General features: G+C 40.6%; 17 protein-coding genes. 10 read left to right on the forward strand and 7 right to left on the reverse strand.

From position 1 onward, the window contains the following. Positions 1-9: 9 nt before the first annotated feature. From nqrE to nqrM, 4 genes are all read left to right on the forward strand, one after another. Entirely contained in the window at positions 10-618 is a 609-nt protein-coding gene (gene nqrE, locus LY624_RS04270; protein ID WP_016708692.1) for an NADH:ubiquinone reductase (Na(+)-transporting) subunit E, read from the forward strand. A 19-nt stretch (positions 619-637) separates the two neighbouring features. Then, positions 638-1864, forward strand: a complete 1227-nt coding sequence (gene nqrF / locus LY624_RS04275) for an NADH:ubiquinone reductase (Na(+)-transporting) subunit F (protein WP_062570265.1) — start codon at positions 638-640, stop codon at positions 1862-1864. 112 nt (positions 1865-1976) lie between these two features. Then, positions 1977-3008, forward strand: a complete 1032-nt coding sequence (locus LY624_RS04280) for an FAD:protein FMN transferase (RefSeq protein WP_341803930.1) — start codon at positions 1977-1979, stop codon at positions 3006-3008. Positions 3009-3087: 79 nt separating this feature from the next. Next, positions 3088-3300 (forward strand): (Na+)-NQR maturation NqrM, encoded by a 213-nt coding sequence (gene nqrM / locus LY624_RS04285; RefSeq protein WP_055020649.1) that lies wholly within the window; start codon positions 3088-3090, stop codon positions 3298-3300. A gap of 40 nt (positions 3301-3340) precedes the next feature. Here the strand turns inward: nqrM and LY624_RS04290 are convergent, their stop codons facing one another. Continuing rightward, on the reverse strand, positions 3341-4693 hold the full coding sequence (locus LY624_RS04290) for a M14 family metallopeptidase (protein ID WP_341803931.1): 1353 nt from the start codon (positions 4691-4693) through the stop codon (positions 3341-3343). A 232-nt stretch (positions 4694-4925) separates the two neighbouring features. After that, positions 4926-7985, reverse strand: a complete 3060-nt coding sequence (locus LY624_RS04295; RefSeq protein ID WP_341803932.1) for an Ig-like domain-containing protein — start codon at positions 7983-7985, stop codon at positions 4926-4928. 498 nt (positions 7986-8483) lie between these two features. On the opposite strand from LY624_RS04295, the gene LY624_RS04300 reads away from it, so the two are divergent. The 6 genes from LY624_RS04300 (at position 8484) to cyoE (ending at position 14064) form a co-directional block, all read left to right on the forward strand. Further along, positions 8484-8903: a hypothetical protein gene (locus LY624_RS04300; RefSeq protein ID WP_062570268.1), complete on the forward strand. Its 420-nt coding sequence runs from the start codon at positions 8484-8486 to the stop codon at positions 8901-8903. A gap of 237 nt (positions 8904-9140) precedes the next feature. Continuing rightward, a complete protein-coding gene (cyoA, locus tag LY624_RS04305; protein ID WP_130151029.1) occupies positions 9141-10055 on the forward strand; it encodes a ubiquinol oxidase subunit II in 915 nt (304 codons plus the stop codon). 2 nt (positions 10056-10057) lie between these two features. Continuing rightward, positions 10058-12046, forward strand: a complete 1989-nt coding sequence (cyoB, locus tag LY624_RS04310) for a cytochrome o ubiquinol oxidase subunit I (protein ID WP_341803933.1) — start codon at positions 10058-10060, stop codon at positions 12044-12046. Beyond that, positions 12043-12678 carry a cytochrome o ubiquinol oxidase subunit III gene (gene cyoC / locus LY624_RS04315; protein WP_193988422.1) on the forward strand — a complete coding sequence of 212 codons (636 nt, stop codon included), beginning with the start codon at positions 12043-12045 and terminating at the stop codon, positions 12676-12678. Before cyoB ends, cyoC begins: the two co-directional genes overlap by 4 nt. Then, positions 12678-13037 carry a cytochrome o ubiquinol oxidase subunit IV gene (gene cyoD, locus LY624_RS04320; RefSeq protein ID WP_237119628.1) on the forward strand — a complete coding sequence of 120 codons (360 nt, stop codon included), beginning with the start codon at positions 12678-12680 and terminating at the stop codon, positions 13035-13037. Before cyoC ends, cyoD begins: the two co-directional genes overlap by 1 nt. Positions 13038-13179: 142 nt before the next feature. Continuing rightward, on the forward strand, positions 13180-14064 hold the full coding sequence (gene cyoE / locus LY624_RS04325; RefSeq protein ID WP_130151033.1) for a heme o synthase: 885 nt from the start codon (positions 13180-13182) through the stop codon (positions 14062-14064). A 72-nt stretch (positions 14065-14136) separates the two neighbouring features. Here the strand turns inward: cyoE and LY624_RS04330 are convergent, their stop codons facing one another. The 5 genes from LY624_RS04330 to ettA all read right to left on the reverse strand — a co-directional run bounded on the left by LY624_RS04330 (position 14137) and on the right by ettA (position 19749). After that, the gene (locus tag LY624_RS04330; RefSeq protein ID WP_237119627.1) at positions 14137-15987 is read right to left on the reverse strand and encodes an Ig-like domain-containing protein; all 1851 of its coding nucleotides are present in this window, start codon (positions 15985-15987) and stop codon (positions 14137-14139) included. A 117-nt stretch (positions 15988-16104) separates the two neighbouring features. Then, entirely contained in the window at positions 16105-17013 is a 909-nt protein-coding gene (locus tag LY624_RS04335; RefSeq protein WP_341803934.1) for a histone deacetylase family protein, read from the reverse strand. Between the two features lie 53 nt (positions 17014-17066). Continuing rightward, positions 17067-17432, reverse strand: coding sequence for a PilZ domain-containing protein (locus LY624_RS04340; protein ID WP_341803935.1), 366 nt, complete (start codon positions 17430-17432; stop codon positions 17067-17069). 35 nt (positions 17433-17467) lie between these two features. Then, the gene (locus tag LY624_RS04345) at positions 17468-17959 is read right to left on the reverse strand and encodes a TlpA disulfide reductase family protein (RefSeq protein ID WP_341803936.1); all 492 of its coding nucleotides are present in this window, start codon (positions 17957-17959) and stop codon (positions 17468-17470) included. A gap of 116 nt (positions 17960-18075) precedes the next feature. Then, entirely contained in the window at positions 18076-19749 is a 1674-nt protein-coding gene (ettA, locus tag LY624_RS04350) for an energy-dependent translational throttle protein EttA (protein ID WP_130151038.1), read from the reverse strand. Positions 19750-19812 lie beyond the last annotated feature (63 nt).

Here is a 19812-nt window from a genome sequence, read left to right on the forward strand (position 1 = left end):
GGGCGAGCAGTGGAACATTATATTAGTTTATTTGTAAAAGCAGTTTTCATTGAAAACTTAGCTTTAGCCTTCTTCCTAGGTATGTGTACTTTCCTTGCGGTATCAAAGAAAGTAACAACATCAATCGGCCTAGGTGTGGCAGTTATCGTGGTACTAGGTATCTCTGTACCTGTAAATAACTTGGTTTATCACGCTGTTCTTGCACCAGGTGCATTAGAGTGGCTTGGCTACCCAGAAGCAGACCTTAGCTTCTTACGTTTCTTGACATTCATCGGTGTTATTGCAGCACTGGTACAAATTCTTGAAATGGCATTAGATAAGTTCTTCCCTGCACTATACAACGCGTTAGGTATCTTCTTACCACTGATCACAGTTAACTGTGCAATCTTCGGTGCGGTATCTTTCATGGTTGAGCGTAACTATAACTTCGGCGAGTCTGTTGTTTATGGTATCGGTTCAGGTGTGGGCTGGGCGCTAGCAATTACTTTACTTGCTGGTATCCGTGAGAAAATGAAGTATTCAGACGTTCCTGATGGCTTACGTGGTTTAGGTATTACTTTCATCACTGTTGGTCTTATGGGTCTTGGCTTTATGTCATTCTCTGGTATTTCACTTTAATAGGTAGCGAGGATAAATCATGAATGAGATTTTCTTAGGCGTTGGTGTTTTCATCGCTATCGTTGTTATTTTAGTTTTAGTTATCATTGGTGCTAAATCTAAATTAGTAGCAAGCGGCGATATCATCATCGGAATTAATGGCGACCCAGATAAAGCTATTAAAACATCAGCAGGTAGCAAGCTATTAGGTGCCCTAGCTGATTCAGGTATCTTCGTTTCATCTGCATGTGGTGGCGGTGGCTCTTGTGGTCAGTGTCGTGTACACATCAAAGAAGGTGGCGGCGATATCTTACCAACAGAACTTGATCACATCTCTAAAGGTGAAGCGCGTGAAGGCTGCCGTTTAGCGTGTCAGGTAAATGTTAAAAACGACATGGAAATTGAACTTGAAGAGTCAATTTTCGGTGTTAAGAAGTGGGACTGTACAGTTATCTCTAACGATAACAAGGCAACTTTCATCAAGGAACTTAAATTACAAATTCCTGATGGCGAGTCAGTACCGTTCCGTGCCGGTGGTTATATTCAAATTGAAGCACCAGCACACCACGTTAAATACGCTGACTTCGATATTCCAGAAGAGTATCGTGGCGACTGGAACCACTTCGGTTTCTTCGATCTGGAGTCTAAAGTAGATGACGAAACAATTCGTGCATACTCAATGGCTAACTACCCAGAAGAAGAAGGCATTATCATGCTTAACGTGCGTATCGCTACGCCGCCGCCAAGAGACCTAAGCCTTCCATGTGGTAAAATGTCTTCGTACATTTGGTCACTAAAAGAAGGTGATAAAGTGACTATTTCTGGCCCATTCGGTGAGTTCTTCGCGAAAGACACTGATGCAGAAATGGTATTCGTAGGTGGTGGTGCAGGTATGGCACCAATGCGTTCACATATCTTTGACCAACTTAAGCGTTTAAATTCTAAGCGTAAGATGAGCTTCTGGTATGGTGCGCGTTCTAAGCGTGAAATGTTCTACGTAGAAGATTTCGACGGCTTAGCAGCAGAAAACGATAACTTCGTATGGCATACAGCACTGTCTGATCCACAACCAGAAGATAACTGGGAAGGTTACACAGGCTTCATCCACAACGTACTTTATGAAAACTACTTGAAAGATCATGAAGCGCCTGAAGATTGTGAGTTCTACATGTGTGGTCCTCCAATGATGAACGCGGCTGTTATCAATATGCTTAAAGACTTAGGTGTAGAAGACGAAAACATCTTATTAGATGACTTCGGTGGCTAACACCATACACAAAACAATAAGTTTTGGTTAGAATACAAGCCTCGTAGCACAATGTGTTACGAGGCTTTTTTTATTTTTATACCAACGTCACGGTATCCTAAAGGTGAGTGCTATGAATAGAGTGTTTTATCGCCAAGGCTTGATGGCCTTTTTTTTACTAACTATTACTTTACTCATGGCAGGTTGTAGCCAAGCAGATAAAGCTGAGGAGCATTATTTCGAAGGCAAAACCATGGGAACGACTTATCACATCAAGGTATTTGCTGAACCTTCTAAACTAGAAGGGGCTGATTTACATTCTGAAATTAAGCAAGCACTCAAAGATGTAAACCAATCTATGTCAACTTACATTGCTGATTCAGAAATTAACCAGTTCAACCAGTTACCAGCAGGGCAGGTTATGCCGATTAGTGATGATTTCCGTAAGGTTGTGGCTGAGTCAATTCGCCTTGGTGAATCAACAAAAACCCTTGATGTGACAATGGGGCCACTTATTGACTTATGGGGCTTTGGTCCAGATAAAAAGCCGACTAAACGCCCGACTGATGAAGCCTTAGCGGCGATGATTGAAAAGATTGGTGTTGATAAGCTTGAATTAACAGATTCAGGCCTTATGAAAACGATAGACGGTTTAGAACTGTCGTTTTCGGCTACGGCAAAAGGCTACGGCATAGATAAAGTTGCAGAGGTTATTGAAAGCCACGGCTTAACAAATTATATGGTTGAGATAGGTGGTGAGCTACGTGTATCGGGTATTAAGCCAGACAACATCACGTGGAAAATTGCAATTGAGCAGCCAGATGCAGAGCCTGGCGTGCGCAAAGTACATAAAGTGATTGAACCAGGTACCAATGGTATTGCCACATCAGGTGACTACAGAATTTTTTATGAAATGGATGGTGTGACATATAGTCACTTAATTGATCCTGTAACAGGCATGCCAAGTCGTCATGACTTAGTGTCGGTCACAGTATTGCATCCTTCAGCAATGACGGCTGATGGCTTAGCAACAGCATTGACAGTTATGGGGATGGATCGTGCCCAAAAATATGCTGAAGAACATAGTCTGCCGGTATATTTAATTGGTAAGTCAGACAATGGCTTAGTCACTTATTCAAGCCCTGCTTTTAAACCTTATTTGTAGCAGGGCAAGAAGCAGTTTATAATGCATACAGCCCAACAGGTTGGGCTCATTTTTATTGCTGAACAATAGGGGCAAAGCAATGTCACTTTTTCTTCTTACATTTGGTCTACTTATTTTAATTGTGGCAGCGATGGCTGTTGGTATGATTGTGCAAAAGAAATCTATGGCCAGTAGTTGTGGCGGCCTAGGTGCTGTTGGTATCGACAAAGCCTGCGACTGCGACGACCCGTGTGACAAGCGCAAAAAGCGCATGGCAAAAGAACAAGTCTGGAAAGAGAATCAAATTCTTTAACCACAAAAAAAAGCGCCTTTAGGCGCTTTTTTAATGTTTATTAATTGAGTTTTATGAGTTCTGAACCTAGTACTGCGTATTTTATGGTTTGTCCTTGGTAAAGTAAGAATGCCGCTGAGGCGTGCAATTTAGGTTGTGAATCAAATGCGCCTTGGCACCGGTAAACTGGCCAGTGGGAACGGTTATCTAGTTTCGCGAAATCCCCTGAAAAGCAGCTATAACCTTGCTTTAATAGCTCTTTATAATGCCTCTTATTAAGCTTAATTGGTTCTGTTAAAGAAAAACCTTTACCTGGGTTATAAACGAGCTTGTTGGCATCTATTTGAGTGTAGCCACGGCGAATGCTACTTATATCTCCCAGCTCTTTGATACGTGGTGCATTACCTTTGTTATTAATGGCTATATCTATTTTGTAATCACCGTAATGGCTCTGTACATTCACATCATCAATAAGTAGATCGACCCAGTTATTACTAGCATTAAAAGGAATTGCATTGTATTGGTTAATGCTGGCTGCTTTCCACGTGCCATTTTGTAGTGTATCGATTATCTCTTTATAAAGTACACGATTTACTTTTCGCGCAACTTGGCGATGAGGGTCGTTCGGGTAAGCACCTGATTCAATTAATATAGTGCGAATACCCATTTCGGAAAATGTATCACCAAAGCTTCGATACGAGTAACTGTCGTTATACTTTGCTAGGTGCCCTGGGATCATCGTTTCAATTGTTTTAGCTAAGTGAGCGATAAGCTGCATGGCTTCGCCACGGCTAGTATTAATCTCTCTTGCATCATTATAGGCAGGGGCGAGTACAGAAATAGTAGCTTGATTCCCTTTTTTTCCTGCACCGTAATACGCGTTCTGATCATGCAAGTTAAAGCCAAAGTCAGGTTTAAACTCCTTAGCGGCACGCATGAGTGTTTGCCCCTCTGGGGTCCTCAATGCTTTTGCATCACGGTTTAGATCAATACCTTGTGCATTGTGACGCGTTTGAGCTTTGGCACCGTCAGGATTAATCATGGGAATAATCCTGAGCGTTAGTTTGTCTTGCCAGCTTTGTAGCCAGTGAGCGTTTTCGGGCAAAGTTATAAAATCAAGAAAATCCATAAGTGCAGCGGTTGCCGTGTTTTCATCACCATGCATTTGACTCCACATCATCACTTTTGTGGTGCCAGAGCCTATATCAAGAGCGTAAATGGGTTGACTGTGGTACGATCTACCGAGTTGCCGTAGTGTAATTGCAGGATGCTTGGCTATGCGGTTTAAAACAGGTTTTATATCTGTGAGATTAATCGCTGCTTTATCAAAACCATCAACCTCGTTATTTTCAATTTCAGTGGCAATTATTGGTGTACTGATTAGCAAAGTCATGGCAAGTATACAGCCCCGCATAAGATATCCTTTATTCCTTTTTGTTTTAATGCTAAGAATATTATATTTGCATTCGTTTGGCTAACTTTTGTTCAACCTTATCTTCTTGTTTTTATTCTTTTTAACTTTGGGGTACTTAGCAGCGCGCGTCTTTAGTTGATTTTTTATAGAAGCACACAGAATAGAGGCGCTATTATTGAATCTTGCTCTTGGAATATTTCCCAAGAGCAAGTAAAGGTTGGAGTTGTTAAGTTTATACAGTGAAAGAAAACTTCGATTTACGCAGCAGTCCCACAATGGCAAGTAATGAAAGAATATAGAAGGGCATACTGCCCCCGCTTTTTTCTTTTGTTTCTTCGCCATTATCGTCTGTATCATCGGCTTTAGTGGTTATAGTAACTGTACTTGGCTCAGAGTAGCTCATACCATCAAAAACGCGGTACTGAAAGCTAGTTTCGTAGCTTGTATTAGTTTGCGGCGTATATGATGCGATTCCACTGTTGTTGTCTAATGTTACTGAACCTATGCTTGGCTCAGATACAAGCTCATAAGTAAGTGGATCTGAATCTGCATCTTGGGCTAATAGTTCGAATTGAGCTGCTTCAGATTGATTGATAATTAATTCCAGAGCCTGTGTCTGTGGAGATGTATTGGTATGATTTATTGTAATCATTTTATCAATATTTAAACCAATTTCGTTGCTTATATTAACAACAAAATTAGCTGGCTCTAACGTTGAGATTAATGGTGTATAGGTAAACTCACCCGTTGCATTATTACTAAACACAAACTCGCCTGATGCTGGCTGTACCTTTACGTTAAGTTGAAGATTACTGTTTTCACCTGCACCTGATAAGGAGAGAGTTTCGCTCAGTGGCGTGCGCCAATGAGCAGAAATTGAATTAGGCTCAATGACAAGAGGTGTTCCATCAATATTGACTGAAACCGACACACTTTCAGTGGCCCTTCCGCCTATAGACATAGAAAGCTCAAATTGGTCTAGGCCAACTTCGCCAGTTGTGGGAGTGTAACTAAAGTGGCCAAGAGCCCTATCGGTAAATGTAATATTGCCTTTGCTAGGTGCCTTTGAAATATAAAAGCGATAGTTGAAGGAATCTTTTTCGCTCAATGCTTTAAACTCAACAGGCGTGAACTTATTGGTGTTAAATTCAGCTACACTAAGTTGATAAGGTTGCTCTGTTTTTTCAGCGATTTTAAATAGTTCTCTGCCATTTGAATGTGTTATTAACCAATAAGTTTTTTCGTCAACTATTTCAATATCTGAATGTGTAGCGGCCACATCAAGAGTAACCAGCTTATTATATTGTGCATTTGCCAAATTAAATACACCTAGTTCATTTTCGCAGGCGATATGAAGTTGGCCACTAAGATGTTGCTCAACAGCAATTAATTTTGATGATGCACAGAAGTTAGCCACTTCTTGTTTGTTTCCTTGGGCGGAAATAGATACTAAAGCCCCGTCCTGAGTTGTTGTATACAATTGCTCGTTATTATTATACGTAAAAGTATCAAGTGATTGGATATCACCTAAATCAAGTAATGAGTGGGTGTTTTTAACAAAGTTATAGACAGCTGGCTGCTTGTTAATACCTGGATGCTCTAACACAAGTTCTTTAATACCATCACCGTCAAAGTCAATTGTCGTTAGTAATTCTGATGTATCAAGTGGACGCTCACCAATAAGTGAAATCGTATATTTTATGCTGTCACTGTATAGCTCTCTGACTTCAAATGGTTTTGACTCATCAGAATACCATTCCGAATATTGGTAGAGGTACTCTTGGTTTCCATCACCGTCAATATCACCCAATAGTTTGAAATAGCCAATAAAAGGTTGTTCGATATGATTAGACCCATCCATGTTCAATACATAGTGTTTCATAATACCGGGGTTCCACACCCCATATTGATCCGGGTCACCTAGAGTCGAGTACACAATTTTATTATCGTTGTTTTTTCCAAAAGGTATAATTGAAACTTTCGTTACTATAGAATAAAAGTGTTTAGATACCCTTTTTGACCATGATTCAGTTTGTGTTACAGGGGATATATTTCTTAATACGGTATCATCTTCAACTAAATAGGAGCCACTATCCGGGGCTCGGTATGTCATCGTTACATTTTCATCGATAATCTTTATTTCTCTATTTTGTACAGCTAAATAAGCATTACCGTTAAAGCCGAGTTCAGTTACCTCACCGAATTTCACTTGTTCAGAACTAAGCAAATTTCTTCGCACAATTGCTTCTTTTTGCTCATCGCCATATAAGTCTAAATATTCATAGACATAAAAGTATATATAAGGTTGGTGAGGGTCATATTCCTCTCTTGTGACGCTCCTGCCAATGACTTCTTCTTCTCTTGTTAAATAGTTATAGAAATAGTTAAAGTGAGTACTAGGATACAGATCATGGTACATCTCGGCATTGTTTTCAATGGCTGTATAATGTTGGTAAAGGTCGTTGTTGTAGTAAGGCGATCTACTAGTGTAATTTAACAAACCACTATCTTGATTACAATCTTCTAGCGTACTCTCCAAAGGCCAAATAACGCTGTTTTTATTTACATCGATAGTACACCTTCCAGCTATTGCTTCATCCATGCCATCATTATTTAAGTCTTTGGCAAATAGGTATCTGCTTGTTACGGGGAGCTCGCCAACTTTTTTTACATCACTGCCTTGAATTTGGTAGATTTCGCCGTCCCATGTCAGCATTTCATTGAACAGATAATTGGTAAACTTTCCGACAGTAAACTCATAATGTGGCAGAGTGTAGTGCGCTTTTGTTTCGAGGCTATGCATATCTAGCGTATACATAGTACTTTCATTTATTAGTATAACCTCAATATTGCCATCGTTATCTATGTCTTTAAATTTAACGTTATCAGCAGTTATATTTGGGATCTTTTTTACATATTTTCTAGCAGTTAAATTTACAAGGTGTGCGTTGCGTTGATCGCTAATAATAATAGCAAAGTGATTATCTGAATTTTTATCGTAATAAATTTCAAACGAAGTAATTGATTCTCCTTCGCTCTCAAACTCTATTGCATTGGTTACTGGCGTGTTGACAGTTTCATCATTGCCGATGATACTAATAATATACAACCTTTGGCTGTCATCATTAATCATTGCAATGATGTCTTTATTCGAATCATTATCAATATCGATCACTCTAACATTACTTAAATCATCAAAGCTTGAAAAATGCTTCATTTTTTCTACGTCGGCGTATGATGATTGAGTAGTTAACATCAAGCTGAGAAGTGTCGATGTAATAGCAAACTTCATATTATTCCCTTAAAAATAGTTTCGCGTTTTTGTTTTGGACCCTTGTATATTAACAACAAGAGGTAATAGTAAATTAACATACTTTATTATGCTGCGTAACTGAATTAGGGAATGAAAAATAAAAAAGTGATGCTATTTAGAATGCTTCTGGATTTAAGTACTGGTACACAGCTGTCTCAAGCTGCATTACCTTACAGTATTAAGAAGTTTTTATACAATTTCTTTCCTATCTATTTCACTTTGTAATATAAAATCCCCAAATTTTTTAGGTGGTTATCTAAGTTAGTGTTGGTTGTTTACATTTTTTTATAGCTTAATTAAATGCTGGTTAACTGAGCACTGTTAATTTTTTCTTGTATGATAAGTTGACTTTGTTATACTCCACATCGAAATTTCAGTAATTACTGAAACTTTATTGATGAAGATCATGTTACCGCATTAAAAAATAGGGTAGGGCAACTACCTTAAATGTGGTGAAAGTTTTAAAAGGCGTGAGTTTTGCGAGCAATTAATCAGTCACAAGGTGTCAAACAGTCTAGTTTAGCTAGATTGCAATTGGCTGCGCGTGCGTTTTTTGCTGGTAAAGAGCTAATGTCGGTTTTAGCTTTGCTGCTGATTAATTCAGCCATGCTAATCAACGGTACATTAGAAGATGCTCACGGGCTAAGAAGTTTATTAAGCGAAGGTGCTTTATACGAAACACCATTACTTAATGTGTTGAGCTTTTTAGCTTACCCAGTGGTGTCTTGCCAATTACTTATTGGTTTATGCTGGTTGGTCTTCCATTTCTTCCCTGCGCGTCGTGCAGGTGTCATTTTACGTAAAGCGGCCTTCGCAGCGCGTGAAACGATAAAGTCTTTAGTAGTACACAGCGCTCATGGCTGTCGTGCTCCTCCTCGTGTAAATGGTTGTCTGTAAATAAGCTTTGTTGCTTAAGTTCAGCCATTTTAGTCATTTGCTAAGTTGTCTTTACTAAGCACCTAGTGGGCCTTCTGCGTCCAAATTTCAGTCAGCTAACCTAATTATTCCCACATTTTAGCGTGCCGATTTTCTGTGCTCGTTACTTGGCTGGGGATGTCTGTGGCCGTTTTTTGCTACAGAGAAGCGTCGTGTACTTATCGACAAGTGTTAACTTTTAGGTTGTAGGATATTCCTTTGTCAATTCGTAACCTTTGTAATATTGCTCTAGCGTCTTTAGTGCTGGCTTTGTCTGGCTGTAAAGGCGGGGTACTTGATCCAAAAGGTCAAATTGGGGCTGACGAAAAGTATTTAATTATCGTAGCGACGGTATTAATGCTGATTGTTGTAATCCCAGTTATTGCCATGACAATTTATTTTGCATGGAAATACCGTGATGGACGAGACCAAGAAATTTATGCTCCTAAGTGGGCTCACTCAAACAAGATTGAAGCGGTTGTATGGACCATTCCGATTATTATTGTGGTTATTTTAGGTGTGATCACTTGGCAATCAACGCAAGATCTTGACCCTTATAAACCACTTGAAGGGAAGGGTGAGCACCTTACTGTAGAAGTGGTGTCTTTAAACTGGAAATGGTTATTTATTTACCCAGAGCAAGGCATTGCAACAGTGAATGAGTTGGTTTTTCCGGCTAACGTGCCTGTTCAATACAAGATCACCTCAGAAAGCACCATGAATTCGTTTTTCATACCTCAGCTTGGTAGCCAAATTTACTCAATGGCAGGCATGGAAACCAAACTTCACTTGATAGCTGATGAACCAGGAACTTTTAAAGGTTTCTCTGCAAATTACAGCGGTGCTGGTTTCACGGGTATGAAGTTTAATGCCATTGCTACCCCAACCCAAGCTGATTTCGATGCATGGGTAAATAAGGTTAAAAATACAGGATCTGCGCTTACTAAACAGACCTATGTTGAACTTGCTAAGCCAAGTGAGTACGACCCAGTTAAATACTACGCCAGTGTTGATAAAGATATGTTCCATTCAATCGTAATGAAATATATGCAAGCGCATGGCTCACACGGTGCAATGCAACACGCAATGCCAGAGCACTCAGCTCATAAAGGGCATAGCGAGGACGAGGAATAATCATGTCGTTGTTAGGTAAATTAACATTAGACGCAATCCCGTTTCATGAACCAATTATCATGGTTACCATGACGGTGGTTGCTGTCTTAGGCTTGCTAGTGGCAGGCTTAGTAACAAAATATAAAAAATGGGGCGTGCTTTGGCACGACTGGATCACCTCAATTGATCATAAGCGCTTAGGTGTGATGTACATCATTCTTGCGCTTATCATGCTTTTCCGTGGTTTCGCGGATGCCATTATGATGCGACTGCAATTAGCGATGGCTACCGGCGGTGCAAGTGGTTACTTACCACCTGAACATTACGACCAAATATTTACGGCGCACGGGGTGATTATGATCATCTTTATGGCGATGCCGTTCATGATTGGTTTAATGAACATCATTTTACCGCTGCAAATTGGTGCCCGTGATGTTGCATTCCCATTCTTGAATAATCTAAGTTTTTGGTTAACTGCTGGCGGTGCAATCCTAATCAATATCTCATTATTCTTTGGTGAGTTTGCGAAAACGGGTTGGGTGGCATATCCGCCATTATCTGAGCTGTCGTTTAGTCCGGGTGTGGGGGTCGACTATTATATATGGGCATTGCAGATATCCGGCTTGGGTACTTTGTTAACGTCAGTTAACTTCTTAGCGACTGTATTCAAAATGCGTGCTCCTGGCATGACATTAATGAAAATGCCTATTTTTACGTGGGCTTGTACGTGGGCAAATATCTTAATTGCAGCATCGTTCCCAATTTTAACTGCTGTACTGGCAATGCTAACGCTTGACCGTTATCTCGATTTCCACTTCTTCACGAATGAATTAGGTGGTAACGCGATGATGTACATCAACTTATTCTGGGCATGGGGTCACCCTGAAGTTTACATTCTGATCTTACCTGCGTTTGGTATTTTCTCAGAAGTTATCTCAACGTTTGCTGGTAAACGCCTGTTTGGTTACAAGTCGATGGTTTACGCAAGCGGTGCGATTTCTATTTTAGGGTTCATCGTTTGGCTTCACCACTTCTTTACAATGGGCTCAAGCGCTAATGTGAATGCCTTCTTTGGTGTGATGACCATGGTCATTGCAGTACCGACGGGTGTGAAACTCTTCAACTGGTTATTCACTATGTATCGTGGTCGTTTACGTATTACGGTGCCAGTGCTTTGGACTTTAGGTTTTATGGTGACTTTCACTATCGGTGGTATGACCGGCGTGTTACTTGCCATTCCTGGTGCTGACTACGTATTACATAACAGCTTATTCTTAATCGCTCACTTCCATAACACTATTATTGGTGGTGCGGTATTTGGTTATTTAGCGGGTTTTGCGTTTTGGTTCCCTAAAGCAATGGGCTTCAAACTTGACGAGAGCTGGGGCAGAAGATCTTTCTGGTGCTGGTTAATTGGTTTCTTCGTGGCATTCATGCCGTTATATGTACTTGGTTTCTTAGGTATGACACGTCGCTTAAACCACACTAACAACCCTGATTGGAACATTTGGCTATACATTGCAGCTGGCGGTGCAGTGATCATTATGTTCGGTATCTTATTCCAAGTTGTGCAACTGGTAGTGAGCTTCAAAAACCGCGAGCAACTCGATGATACAACGGGTGATCCGTGGAATGGTCATACGCTTGAGTGGGCATCTGCATCACCTCCGCAGTACTACAACTTTGCAAAAATCCCTCATGTTGATGATATCGATGCATGGACAGACATGAAAGAAAAAGGCCTAGCTTACAAGCAAGAAGCTTCTTATAGCCCAATTCACATGCCAAAAAATACCTCTGCTGGCGTGTTAATGAGTGGTGCATTAACAACCTTTTGTTTTGCCATGATTTGGCATATTTGGTGGCTTGCAGCCTTTGGTTTACTGGGCGCTATCGCGGTATTTATCAAACGTTGTTATACGGCGGATGTTGATTACTACGTGCAACCAGATGAAATTGTTGAACTTGAAACGGCGCACAATACCGCCGCGACTAAAGGGGTGAATGCATGAGTTCTATCACTGCTGATTTAAACACCTTAGATAATACTCAAGGTCATGTTGATGCACATGACCATGAGCATCACGATACGGGTGGCAACACGGTTTTCGGTTTTTGGTTGTACTTAATGACCGACTGCTTATTGTTTGCTTCTTTCTTTGCAACCTATGCCGTACTGTTTATGAACACAGCCGGTGGCGTGTCTGGCAAAGATATTTTTGAACTTGATTTTGTTGCGGTTGAAACCGCGGCACTCCTACTTAGTAGTATTACCTTTGGTTTTGCGATGATCTCTGCGCATTCGCAGAAGAAGGCCGCTACGTTAACTTGGTTGCTGGTTACCTTTGCCTTTGGTGCCGTATTTATTGGTATGGAAGTGTATGAATTCCATCACCTAATTGCGCACGGTAATGGCCCACAACAAAGTGCCTTTTTAACCTCGTTTTTCTCTTTAGTGGGCTTACATGGTCTGCATGTGACGGCAGGTTTAATTTGGATGACAATCATGATGATCGAAGTTTTACGTCGTGGTTTAAACCCGCAAACAGTGACACGCCTAAGTTGTTTAAGCCTGTTTTGGCATTTCTTAGATGTGGTGTGGATCTGTGTATTTACCGTTGTTTATTTAATGGGAGCAATGTAATGAGTCACAGTGAATCACATGTCATTAATAATCTAGAAGTACACGCACATAACGCGCAATCACATGGCAGTATCAAAGACTATTTAGTTGGCTTTGTGTTGTCGGTGATTTTAACGGCTATTCCATTTTGGGCTGTAATCAGTGGGTCGTTTTCAAAACCAGCCACCGTATGGTGCATTGTGACGATGGCGGTTGTGCAAATTTGGGTGCATTTAAAGTACTTCTTGCATTTAAGTTTTAAAACTGAAGACGGCAAGGCCAGCTCATTGTCATTTATCTTCAGCGCTATCATTATCGTAATGGTGGTTGGTTTGTCGGTGTGGATCATCTACGAATCGAACGCCATGATGATGTACTAATAACAATTACTTTGTAATTGATTAAAGAGTTTACGAAAGGAGCTGGTTAGTTTGAGGTTGTGTCTCCAGTTCTTACAGTCTGTTACTAGCTAGTTTCTTTCGTAATTTTGCGTTTGTGCGAAATATTAGAGGAGTCGAGGAAGTGTTTCGACGTTATTTAAATGTCACTAAACCTGGCATTATCATGGGCAACTTAATCTCCGTCGCGGGAGGATTCTTGCTAGCCTCTCGTGGTGATGTTGACCCATGGTTAATGATCGCGACCTTGCTAGGGTTATCTTTAGTCGTAGCATCTGGATGCGCAATCAATAATGTCATTGATCGTGATATTGATGTTGCTATGGCGCGCACTCGCAAACGCGTCACAGTCACTGGCGAAATGTCAGCAAAGGCGGCTATGACACATGGCATCGTGCTTGGTGTTTTTGGTTTCTCATTATTAGCAGTGTATACCAACGTAGTGGCACTCTTATTTGCTACGTTTGGTTACGTCATTTATGTTGGTGTATACAGCTTATATATGAAACGTCGTTCTGTGTACGGCACCTTTGTAGGAAGCTTATCGGGCGCAGTTCCACCTGTGGTGGGCTATTGTGCGGTAACTGGGCAGTTTGATGCTGGTGCTGTGATTTTATTGGTAATGTTCAGTTTATGGCAAATGCCTCATTCATATGCAATTGCAATCTTTCGTTATAACGACTACCAAGCGGCCAGAATTCCTGTGCTACCTGTAGCGCAAGGGATTGAGAAGGCAAAGCATCACATTGTTTTATATATCGCCGTGTATGCGTTGGTTGTGATGTTATTAACCATTAGTGGTTATACAGGTTTAGCTTTTATGGCTGTGGCTTGTACAACGAGTTTTTGGTGGTTGCTAATGGCGCTTCGTGGCTATCGTCGCAATATTGATGTAAGCGGCTGGGCGCGCCAAGTGTTTGCTTTTTCGATAGTAAATATTACGGTTTTGAGTATAGCGATGGCTTTAGATTACCATTCGGTAGCTCCACAGCTACTTGTTTTAACTTAGAAAAAAGTTGCTAACATATCCCAATGTTACAGTAGCAAAGGCCCGGTTTTTTCTCCACCGGGCCTTTTTTCGTTATTGTTTTTGTAACAATTTTAATGCTTGAAAGCCACTTCCTTTAGTCTCTCCATTCATTCTATAAAAGTATGAGTAATTGTATAAAGTACTGTTATTGTATTCCCCTAGGTACTCAAGACTTCTAAAAAACACACCGCCATCTTCTGTCGCTTCAGACTCACTTATACATGACTCATATGAAGAAGCGGATGGACAAGAGAAGTTGTGGATCACAAGTATTCGATTATTTTTGATTGTCCAAAAATTGTCTGTTTCTAACTCTGTATTGAGCTCTGGTAAGTCTCCAGTTGTTGAGCTAGAAAATAGTGAGCGTTCATCCTCTGTAAAAGCAAAAAAACTTTTACTATCAGAGTTTGATAAGCTTGGGTCGATATATAAACCTATAACATCTTCATACTTAATTGTATTGGAGCTGTTAACTTCACTGAACAGTGAGCCTTGATAGAAGCCTTGATTATTTTGAGCTAAAAAAATATCACCATTAGCTTTTTGGAAAAACTTGGCTGAGTAATTGTTATTATCATAACTATAACTCAATTTTTCACCGTCATTGTTGATGGTTAAAACGGTTTCTATTTTTTCAGCTTGATGAGGAAAATAAGAGGTAACAGAAAACTCTGTCTGAGTATTTACCTTAAAGACTGGATTTGCCCTCAAAGTGCCATCTTCAGTTTCAAACTCTGATGAGAGTAACCGTCCAGTATATATACTTCCTGAGTTAAGGTCAGGAACTGATATAGGCGCTATCTTTTCTTGTATTATTAAGTTGGTTTGGTTGCTTAAAGCTTTGTCCAATCCTCGAAAGTCTTCAGTATTGAATGTACCAAGATCGGTTAATAGAGCTGCGCTGTGTGATTGCTCTGCAAAGAAAAATTTATCATCCGAGTAAAGTATGTCAATTGCATTTATAGTCACAGCTAATTCTAGAGCTTCATATAGCCCCGTTTTCATGTTATGGAAATTAACTTGGAAAAGCTGTGAGTTGCTATCAGCAGTTATTTGATTATTAGATAGCTTGCCAGTAACTTTTACAGATCTAGAAAAGCTACCATTTCCAGTATCAACTTTTAAATCGCTGTATAAGTGACTATCGCTATCAACTACGCTAATATTTTCAGAAGGGTAGCTTCCTTCATCAGTTAAGTAACTAGGTGTTACTGCGGCTAAATCTTGTACGTGTAGGTTTAGAACGTGTTCTTCAGTTTCGTTTTTGAAGTGTACACGCAGACTTTCATTATCGGACGCAACAACGGTAAGATCTGAAATATTACAGTAAGAATAGCACACTCCGCTGTCATATCGCGTTAGTGCTATATCACCTTCGCTGCTTACTTGGTAATCAAAGCTTGTTAGTTCATTATTTAATATGTGGGCGCCAGCATTATTTTGACCGAATATAAACTTAGTCTTTTCATCACTTGTAGACCAAATGCCAGCAAGCTCACTTGAGGTAAGTTTTATTTTTTGCCACTTACTAGGATCGTCGTTGATTGTGATAGTTAATTGATAATCCTTACTAGCGTGGCCGTCAGATAGTGTTGCCTGAAATGTGTATTCACCAATATCAAAAAAATCTGGTTCAACTTTTAATGTGGCCTCTGTGCCATTAGTGGTTAATGTTAACCATTCAGGTTGATTTGCAATGGCTAGTGTGAGTGTATCATTATCATCATCTTTCATATCTAGTGTGAATGATGCTGATGACATTGCTTTAGTTTCTAGGGTGAGTTGACCTATTAAAGAAGGGGGATTATTTGTAGCTTCTTGCTGTTGCGTTGAATCATCAGAAGAACCACCTCCACAGCCTGCTAAGACAAGTGAAAGGGTAGTTATTAATAATTTTTTCATATTTACTTCCTTTTTTGTAAGCAAGTAGTCTAATCGTTTTCTGAAAATTCATCAATAAAATTAATGTGTTAAATGGTTGTGGTGACTGGTGGTAATCTCTTGTATGTTTATTTAATGTTAGAACTGAGCAGCTTGCTCTACTACTATGCCATGGCGAGCGGCAAGACGACGGTGATCTTTGTCATAGCCACCACCAATTACCGTTGCGACAGGTATATTGCGCTCTAGGCAACGCTTAAGGACTAAATGATCGCGTTGCTCTATCCCTTTCCAGCTTATATCAAGTTTTCCTAATCCATCCTCTTGCCATACATCAACACCTGCATCATAAAACACTAAATCTGGGTTAAGGGTGTTTAATAAATAACTCAGCGTATCGTCAACAACGCCTAAGTATTCACTATCCGCCACATTGGGTGCTAATCCTATGTCTAAATCGCTGGCTGATTTGCGAAACGGAAAATTCTTTTCGCAGTGGATAGAGCAGGTATAGGCATAGGGCTGATGCGCAAGCATTGCTGCGGTACCATCACCTTGGTGAACGTCTAAATCAAAAATAAGTATATTGGTGACTTCTCCACTTTTTATCAGGGTTTCGCTGGTAAACGCCAAGTCGTTTACCATGCAGTAGCCGGATCCAAAATCAGTATGAGCATGGTGGGTGCCTCCTGCTAGATGGCATGCTATACCATGCTTCAAGGCAAGACGCGCCGTTTGCAAGGTGCCAAGTGGGGCGGTAAAAGTACGCGCCATGAGTTGCTCAGACCAAGGCAGGCCGATACGGCGCATTGCTTTTTCGTCAAGGCGGTTATGCCAAAGGTCATAAATATAATTATCGCAATGTACTAGTTCGAGTGGTTCTGGCGTGCCTAACTTTGGTTGGACTAAATTACTATTAATAAGACCAAGGCTTTTTACATGTTCATATAAGTATGCAAATTTGCTCATTACAAAGCGATGCTTCGGATCGAAGTTAAATGAGTAATTAGGATGATAGACGATAGGTAAGTGTGGATTTAAATTCATTGAACACAGCACAGCCAGTTTTTAACTATGGTAATAAAGTTACCTTTAATAGTCTATTCGGATGTATGTATCAGCATAGTTAGCTCTCGGTGTAATAGGTCATCGTCTCCTAGGTTTAGCTCTACTAACCGCTTTAAGTGAGTAATGCTATCAATATCGATATGGACACAGTGTAAGCCTAAATGAAACGGCTCAATATGCCTGATTTCAACAGACATATTAATAGTGACTTGGCTTTCTGGCAGCGAGAAAGTAAGTTCTGCCAGCGCATTTTTATCAGCCAAGAGCTTATCAGGAAGGCTTACCAGTGCCCCATTTAAAGATATATCGAGTAATTCACAATTGTATGTGTGTTCATTCATAACCAATGTTGCTGGTGTAGAAAACAAGATACGCGAATACTTACGGCGATTTTTCATAATAACCCTTAGCGATGCTTAAGCTTAGAGTATAGTCAATCACTCACGAGTTTGGCGGCATTGTCATGAAGTTTTTTATCGTCAGGGTCTGATGTGGTGGTTAGCCAAATAACTTGGCCTTGTTTATTGATAAAAAGCGTTGTGGGTGTTCCTTTTACGCCAAGTTGTTGCGCAATCAGATCTGCCTTTATTGCTGTTTTAAAATGATGCCCTCTGTTTATTAAAGATTGTTGAGGTGTTGCATCATCGTCTTCACGAAAGCTAACACCTATCACGCGAAGGCCGTGACGTTTATATTTTTGATGAATTTTCTCAAGCCCAGGTTGAAGCTTTTTACAGTATGGGCACCACGTTGCCCAAAAGTGAAGAATATAAGGCGTGCAAAGTAATTCAGCCGTTTTAAGCTGGCTTCCATCAGCCATTTCAAGCGTTAGAGGAGGAAGTGGTATGGGGTTTTCAAGTTCAGATGCAGAGGTGCTATTTATAAAGCATGAGAACAGTAGAATAAGTGCTAGCAGGTGTTTCATGAGATTAGTTCTTTTTTAAAGTTGGTACTTTAATAAGAACTAAATGCAAACCTTTTTCTTTCAAAATAAAAAGCCCTGCGTGTGCAGGGCTCTGATAATGATAGCTTAAGTATCAATTAACCTATTTTTTTGTATTTAATACGCTTAGGTTGTGCTGCTTCGGCGCCTAAGGTTTTCTTCAACCACTCTTCGTATTCTGTGTAGTTACCATCGAAGAAGTTAATTTGGCCTTCGTCACGGTAATCAAGAATATGTGTAGCAATACGGTCAAGGAACCAACGGTCATGCGAGATACACATTACACAGCCAGGGAACTCTAAAATAGCGTTCTCAAGTGCACGTAGTGTTTCAACGTCTAGGTCATTGGTTGGCTCATCCAGTAGTAATACGTTACCACCTGCTTTTAATAGCTTAGCTAGGTGTAAACGGTTGCGCTCACCACCTGATAAGTCTTTAACGAATTTTTGTTGGTCGTTACCTTTGAAGTTAAAGCGGCCAACATAGGCACGGCTTGGGAATTCAAAGTTACCAATTTTCAATACGTCTTGACCGTTAGAGATTTCTTGGAAAACCGTGTTGCTCTCGTCCATGTCGCCACGGAACTGATCAACCGTTGCAAGCTCAACTGTGTCACCAACAATGATCTCACCGCTATCTGGCGTTTCTTCACCACTTAGCATTTTGAATAGCGTTGATTTACCCGCACCATTGGCACCGATAATACCTACGATAGCGCCTTTCGGCATTGCAAAGTTTAGGTCATCGATTAATACGCGATCGCCAAAGCTCTTCTTCAGGCCTTTCACTTCGATAACTTGGTCACCTAAGCGTGGACCCGGTGGAATGAATAGTTCATTCGTTTCGTTACGCTTTTGGTAATCGTTTTGCTGAAGCTCAGAGAACTGTGCCATACGTGCTTTAGACTTAGCCTGACGGCCTTTCGGGTTTGAACGAACCCATTCAAGTTCTTGTGCGATTGATTTTTGACGTGCTTTTTCAGATTTCTGTTCTTGTTGTAAACGTAAATCTTTTTGCTCAAGCCACGATGAGTAGTTACCTTCCCAAGGAATACCTTCACCACGGTCAAGTTCTAAAATCCAACCAGCTACGTTATCTAAGAAGTAACGGTCGTGGGTTACAGCAACCACGGTACCTTCGTAGTCGTGTAAGAAGCGCTCTAACCAAGCAACTGACTCAGCGTCTAAGTGGTTGGTCGGTTCGTCAAGAATAAGCATATCTGGTTTTTCAAGTAGTAAACGACAGATCGCAACACGGCGACGCTCACCACCCGAAAGGTGTTCAATTTTTGCATCCCAAGGTGGTAGGCGTAATGCATCAGCTGCACGCTCTAACACGTTGTCGATATTGTGACCATCGTGTGCTTGGATGATAGCTTCAAGTTCACCTTGCTCTTTCGCAAGTGCATCGAAGTCAGCACCGTCCATTGCATACTCGTTGTATACTTCATCTAGGCGATTTAATGCATTTTTAACTTCGCTTACTGCTTCTTCAACTGTTTCGCGAACTGTTTTGTTCTCGTCTAGCACTGGCTCTTGCGGTAAGTAACCGATTTTAGTGCCTGGTTGAGGGCGAGCTTCACCTTCAAAGTCTTGGTCAACACCAGCCATAATGCGAAGTAACGTTGATTTACCTGCACCGTTTAGACCTAGTACACCAATTTTTGCGCCTGGGAAAAAGTGTAAAGAAATATCTTTTAAGATAGTGCGCTTAGGTGGCACAACCTTAGAAACTCGACTCATCGAGAATATAAACTTATCTGGTAACACCATGAAAGGAGCCTTCAATTTATAATAAAAATTAACAGCAAGTATTGTATACCCAAACTACCTCAA

Origin of the sequence: Pseudoalteromonas sp. N1230-9 (genome assembly GCF_032716425.1) — a bacterium.
GTDB lineage: Bacteria > Pseudomonadota > Gammaproteobacteria > Enterobacterales > Alteromonadaceae > Pseudoalteromonas.

Excerpts from the sequence above, each read along its gene's own strand:
- LY624_RS04330 (WP_237119627.1), bottom strand. The coding sequence starts at position 15,987 with ATGAAAAAATTATTAATAACTACCCTTTCACTTGTCTTAGCAGGCTGT.
- LY624_RS04295 (WP_341803932.1), bottom strand. The coding sequence starts at position 7,985 with ATGAAGTTTGCTATTACATCGACACTTCTCAGCTTGATGTTAACTACT.
- LY624_RS04335 (WP_341803934.1), bottom strand. The coding sequence starts at position 17,013 with ATGAATTTAAATCCACACTTACCTATCGTCTATCATCCTAATTACTCA.
- nqrM (WP_055020649.1), top strand. The coding sequence starts at position 3,088 with ATGTCACTTTTTCTTCTTACATTTGGTCTACTTATTTTAATTGTGGCA.
- cyoB (WP_341803933.1), top strand. The coding sequence starts at position 10,058 with ATGTCGTTGTTAGGTAAATTAACATTAGACGCAATCCCGTTTCATGAA.
- LY624_RS04340 (WP_341803935.1), bottom strand. The coding sequence starts at position 17,432 with ATGAAAAATCGCCGTAAGTATTCGCGTATCTTGTTTTCTACACCAGCA.
- LY624_RS04290 (WP_341803931.1), bottom strand. The coding sequence starts at position 4,693 with ATGCGGGGCTGTATACTTGCCATGACTTTGCTAATCAGTACACCAATA.
- LY624_RS04345 (WP_341803936.1), bottom strand. The coding sequence starts at position 17,959 with ATGAAACACCTGCTAGCACTTATTCTACTGTTCTCATGCTTTATAAAT.
- nqrF (WP_062570265.1), top strand. The coding sequence starts at position 638 with ATGAATGAGATTTTCTTAGGCGTTGGTGTTTTCATCGCTATCGTTGTT.
- LY624_RS04280 (WP_341803930.1), top strand. The coding sequence starts at position 1,977 with ATGAATAGAGTGTTTTATCGCCAAGGCTTGATGGCCTTTTTTTTACTA.
- cyoD (WP_237119628.1), top strand. The coding sequence starts at position 12,678 with ATGAGTCACAGTGAATCACATGTCATTAATAATCTAGAAGTACACGCA.
- cyoC (WP_193988422.1), top strand. The coding sequence starts at position 12,043 with ATGAGTTCTATCACTGCTGATTTAAACACCTTAGATAATACTCAAGGT.
- ettA (WP_130151038.1), bottom strand. The coding sequence starts at position 19,749 with ATGGTGTTACCAGATAAGTTTATATTCTCGATGAGTCGAGTTTCTAAG.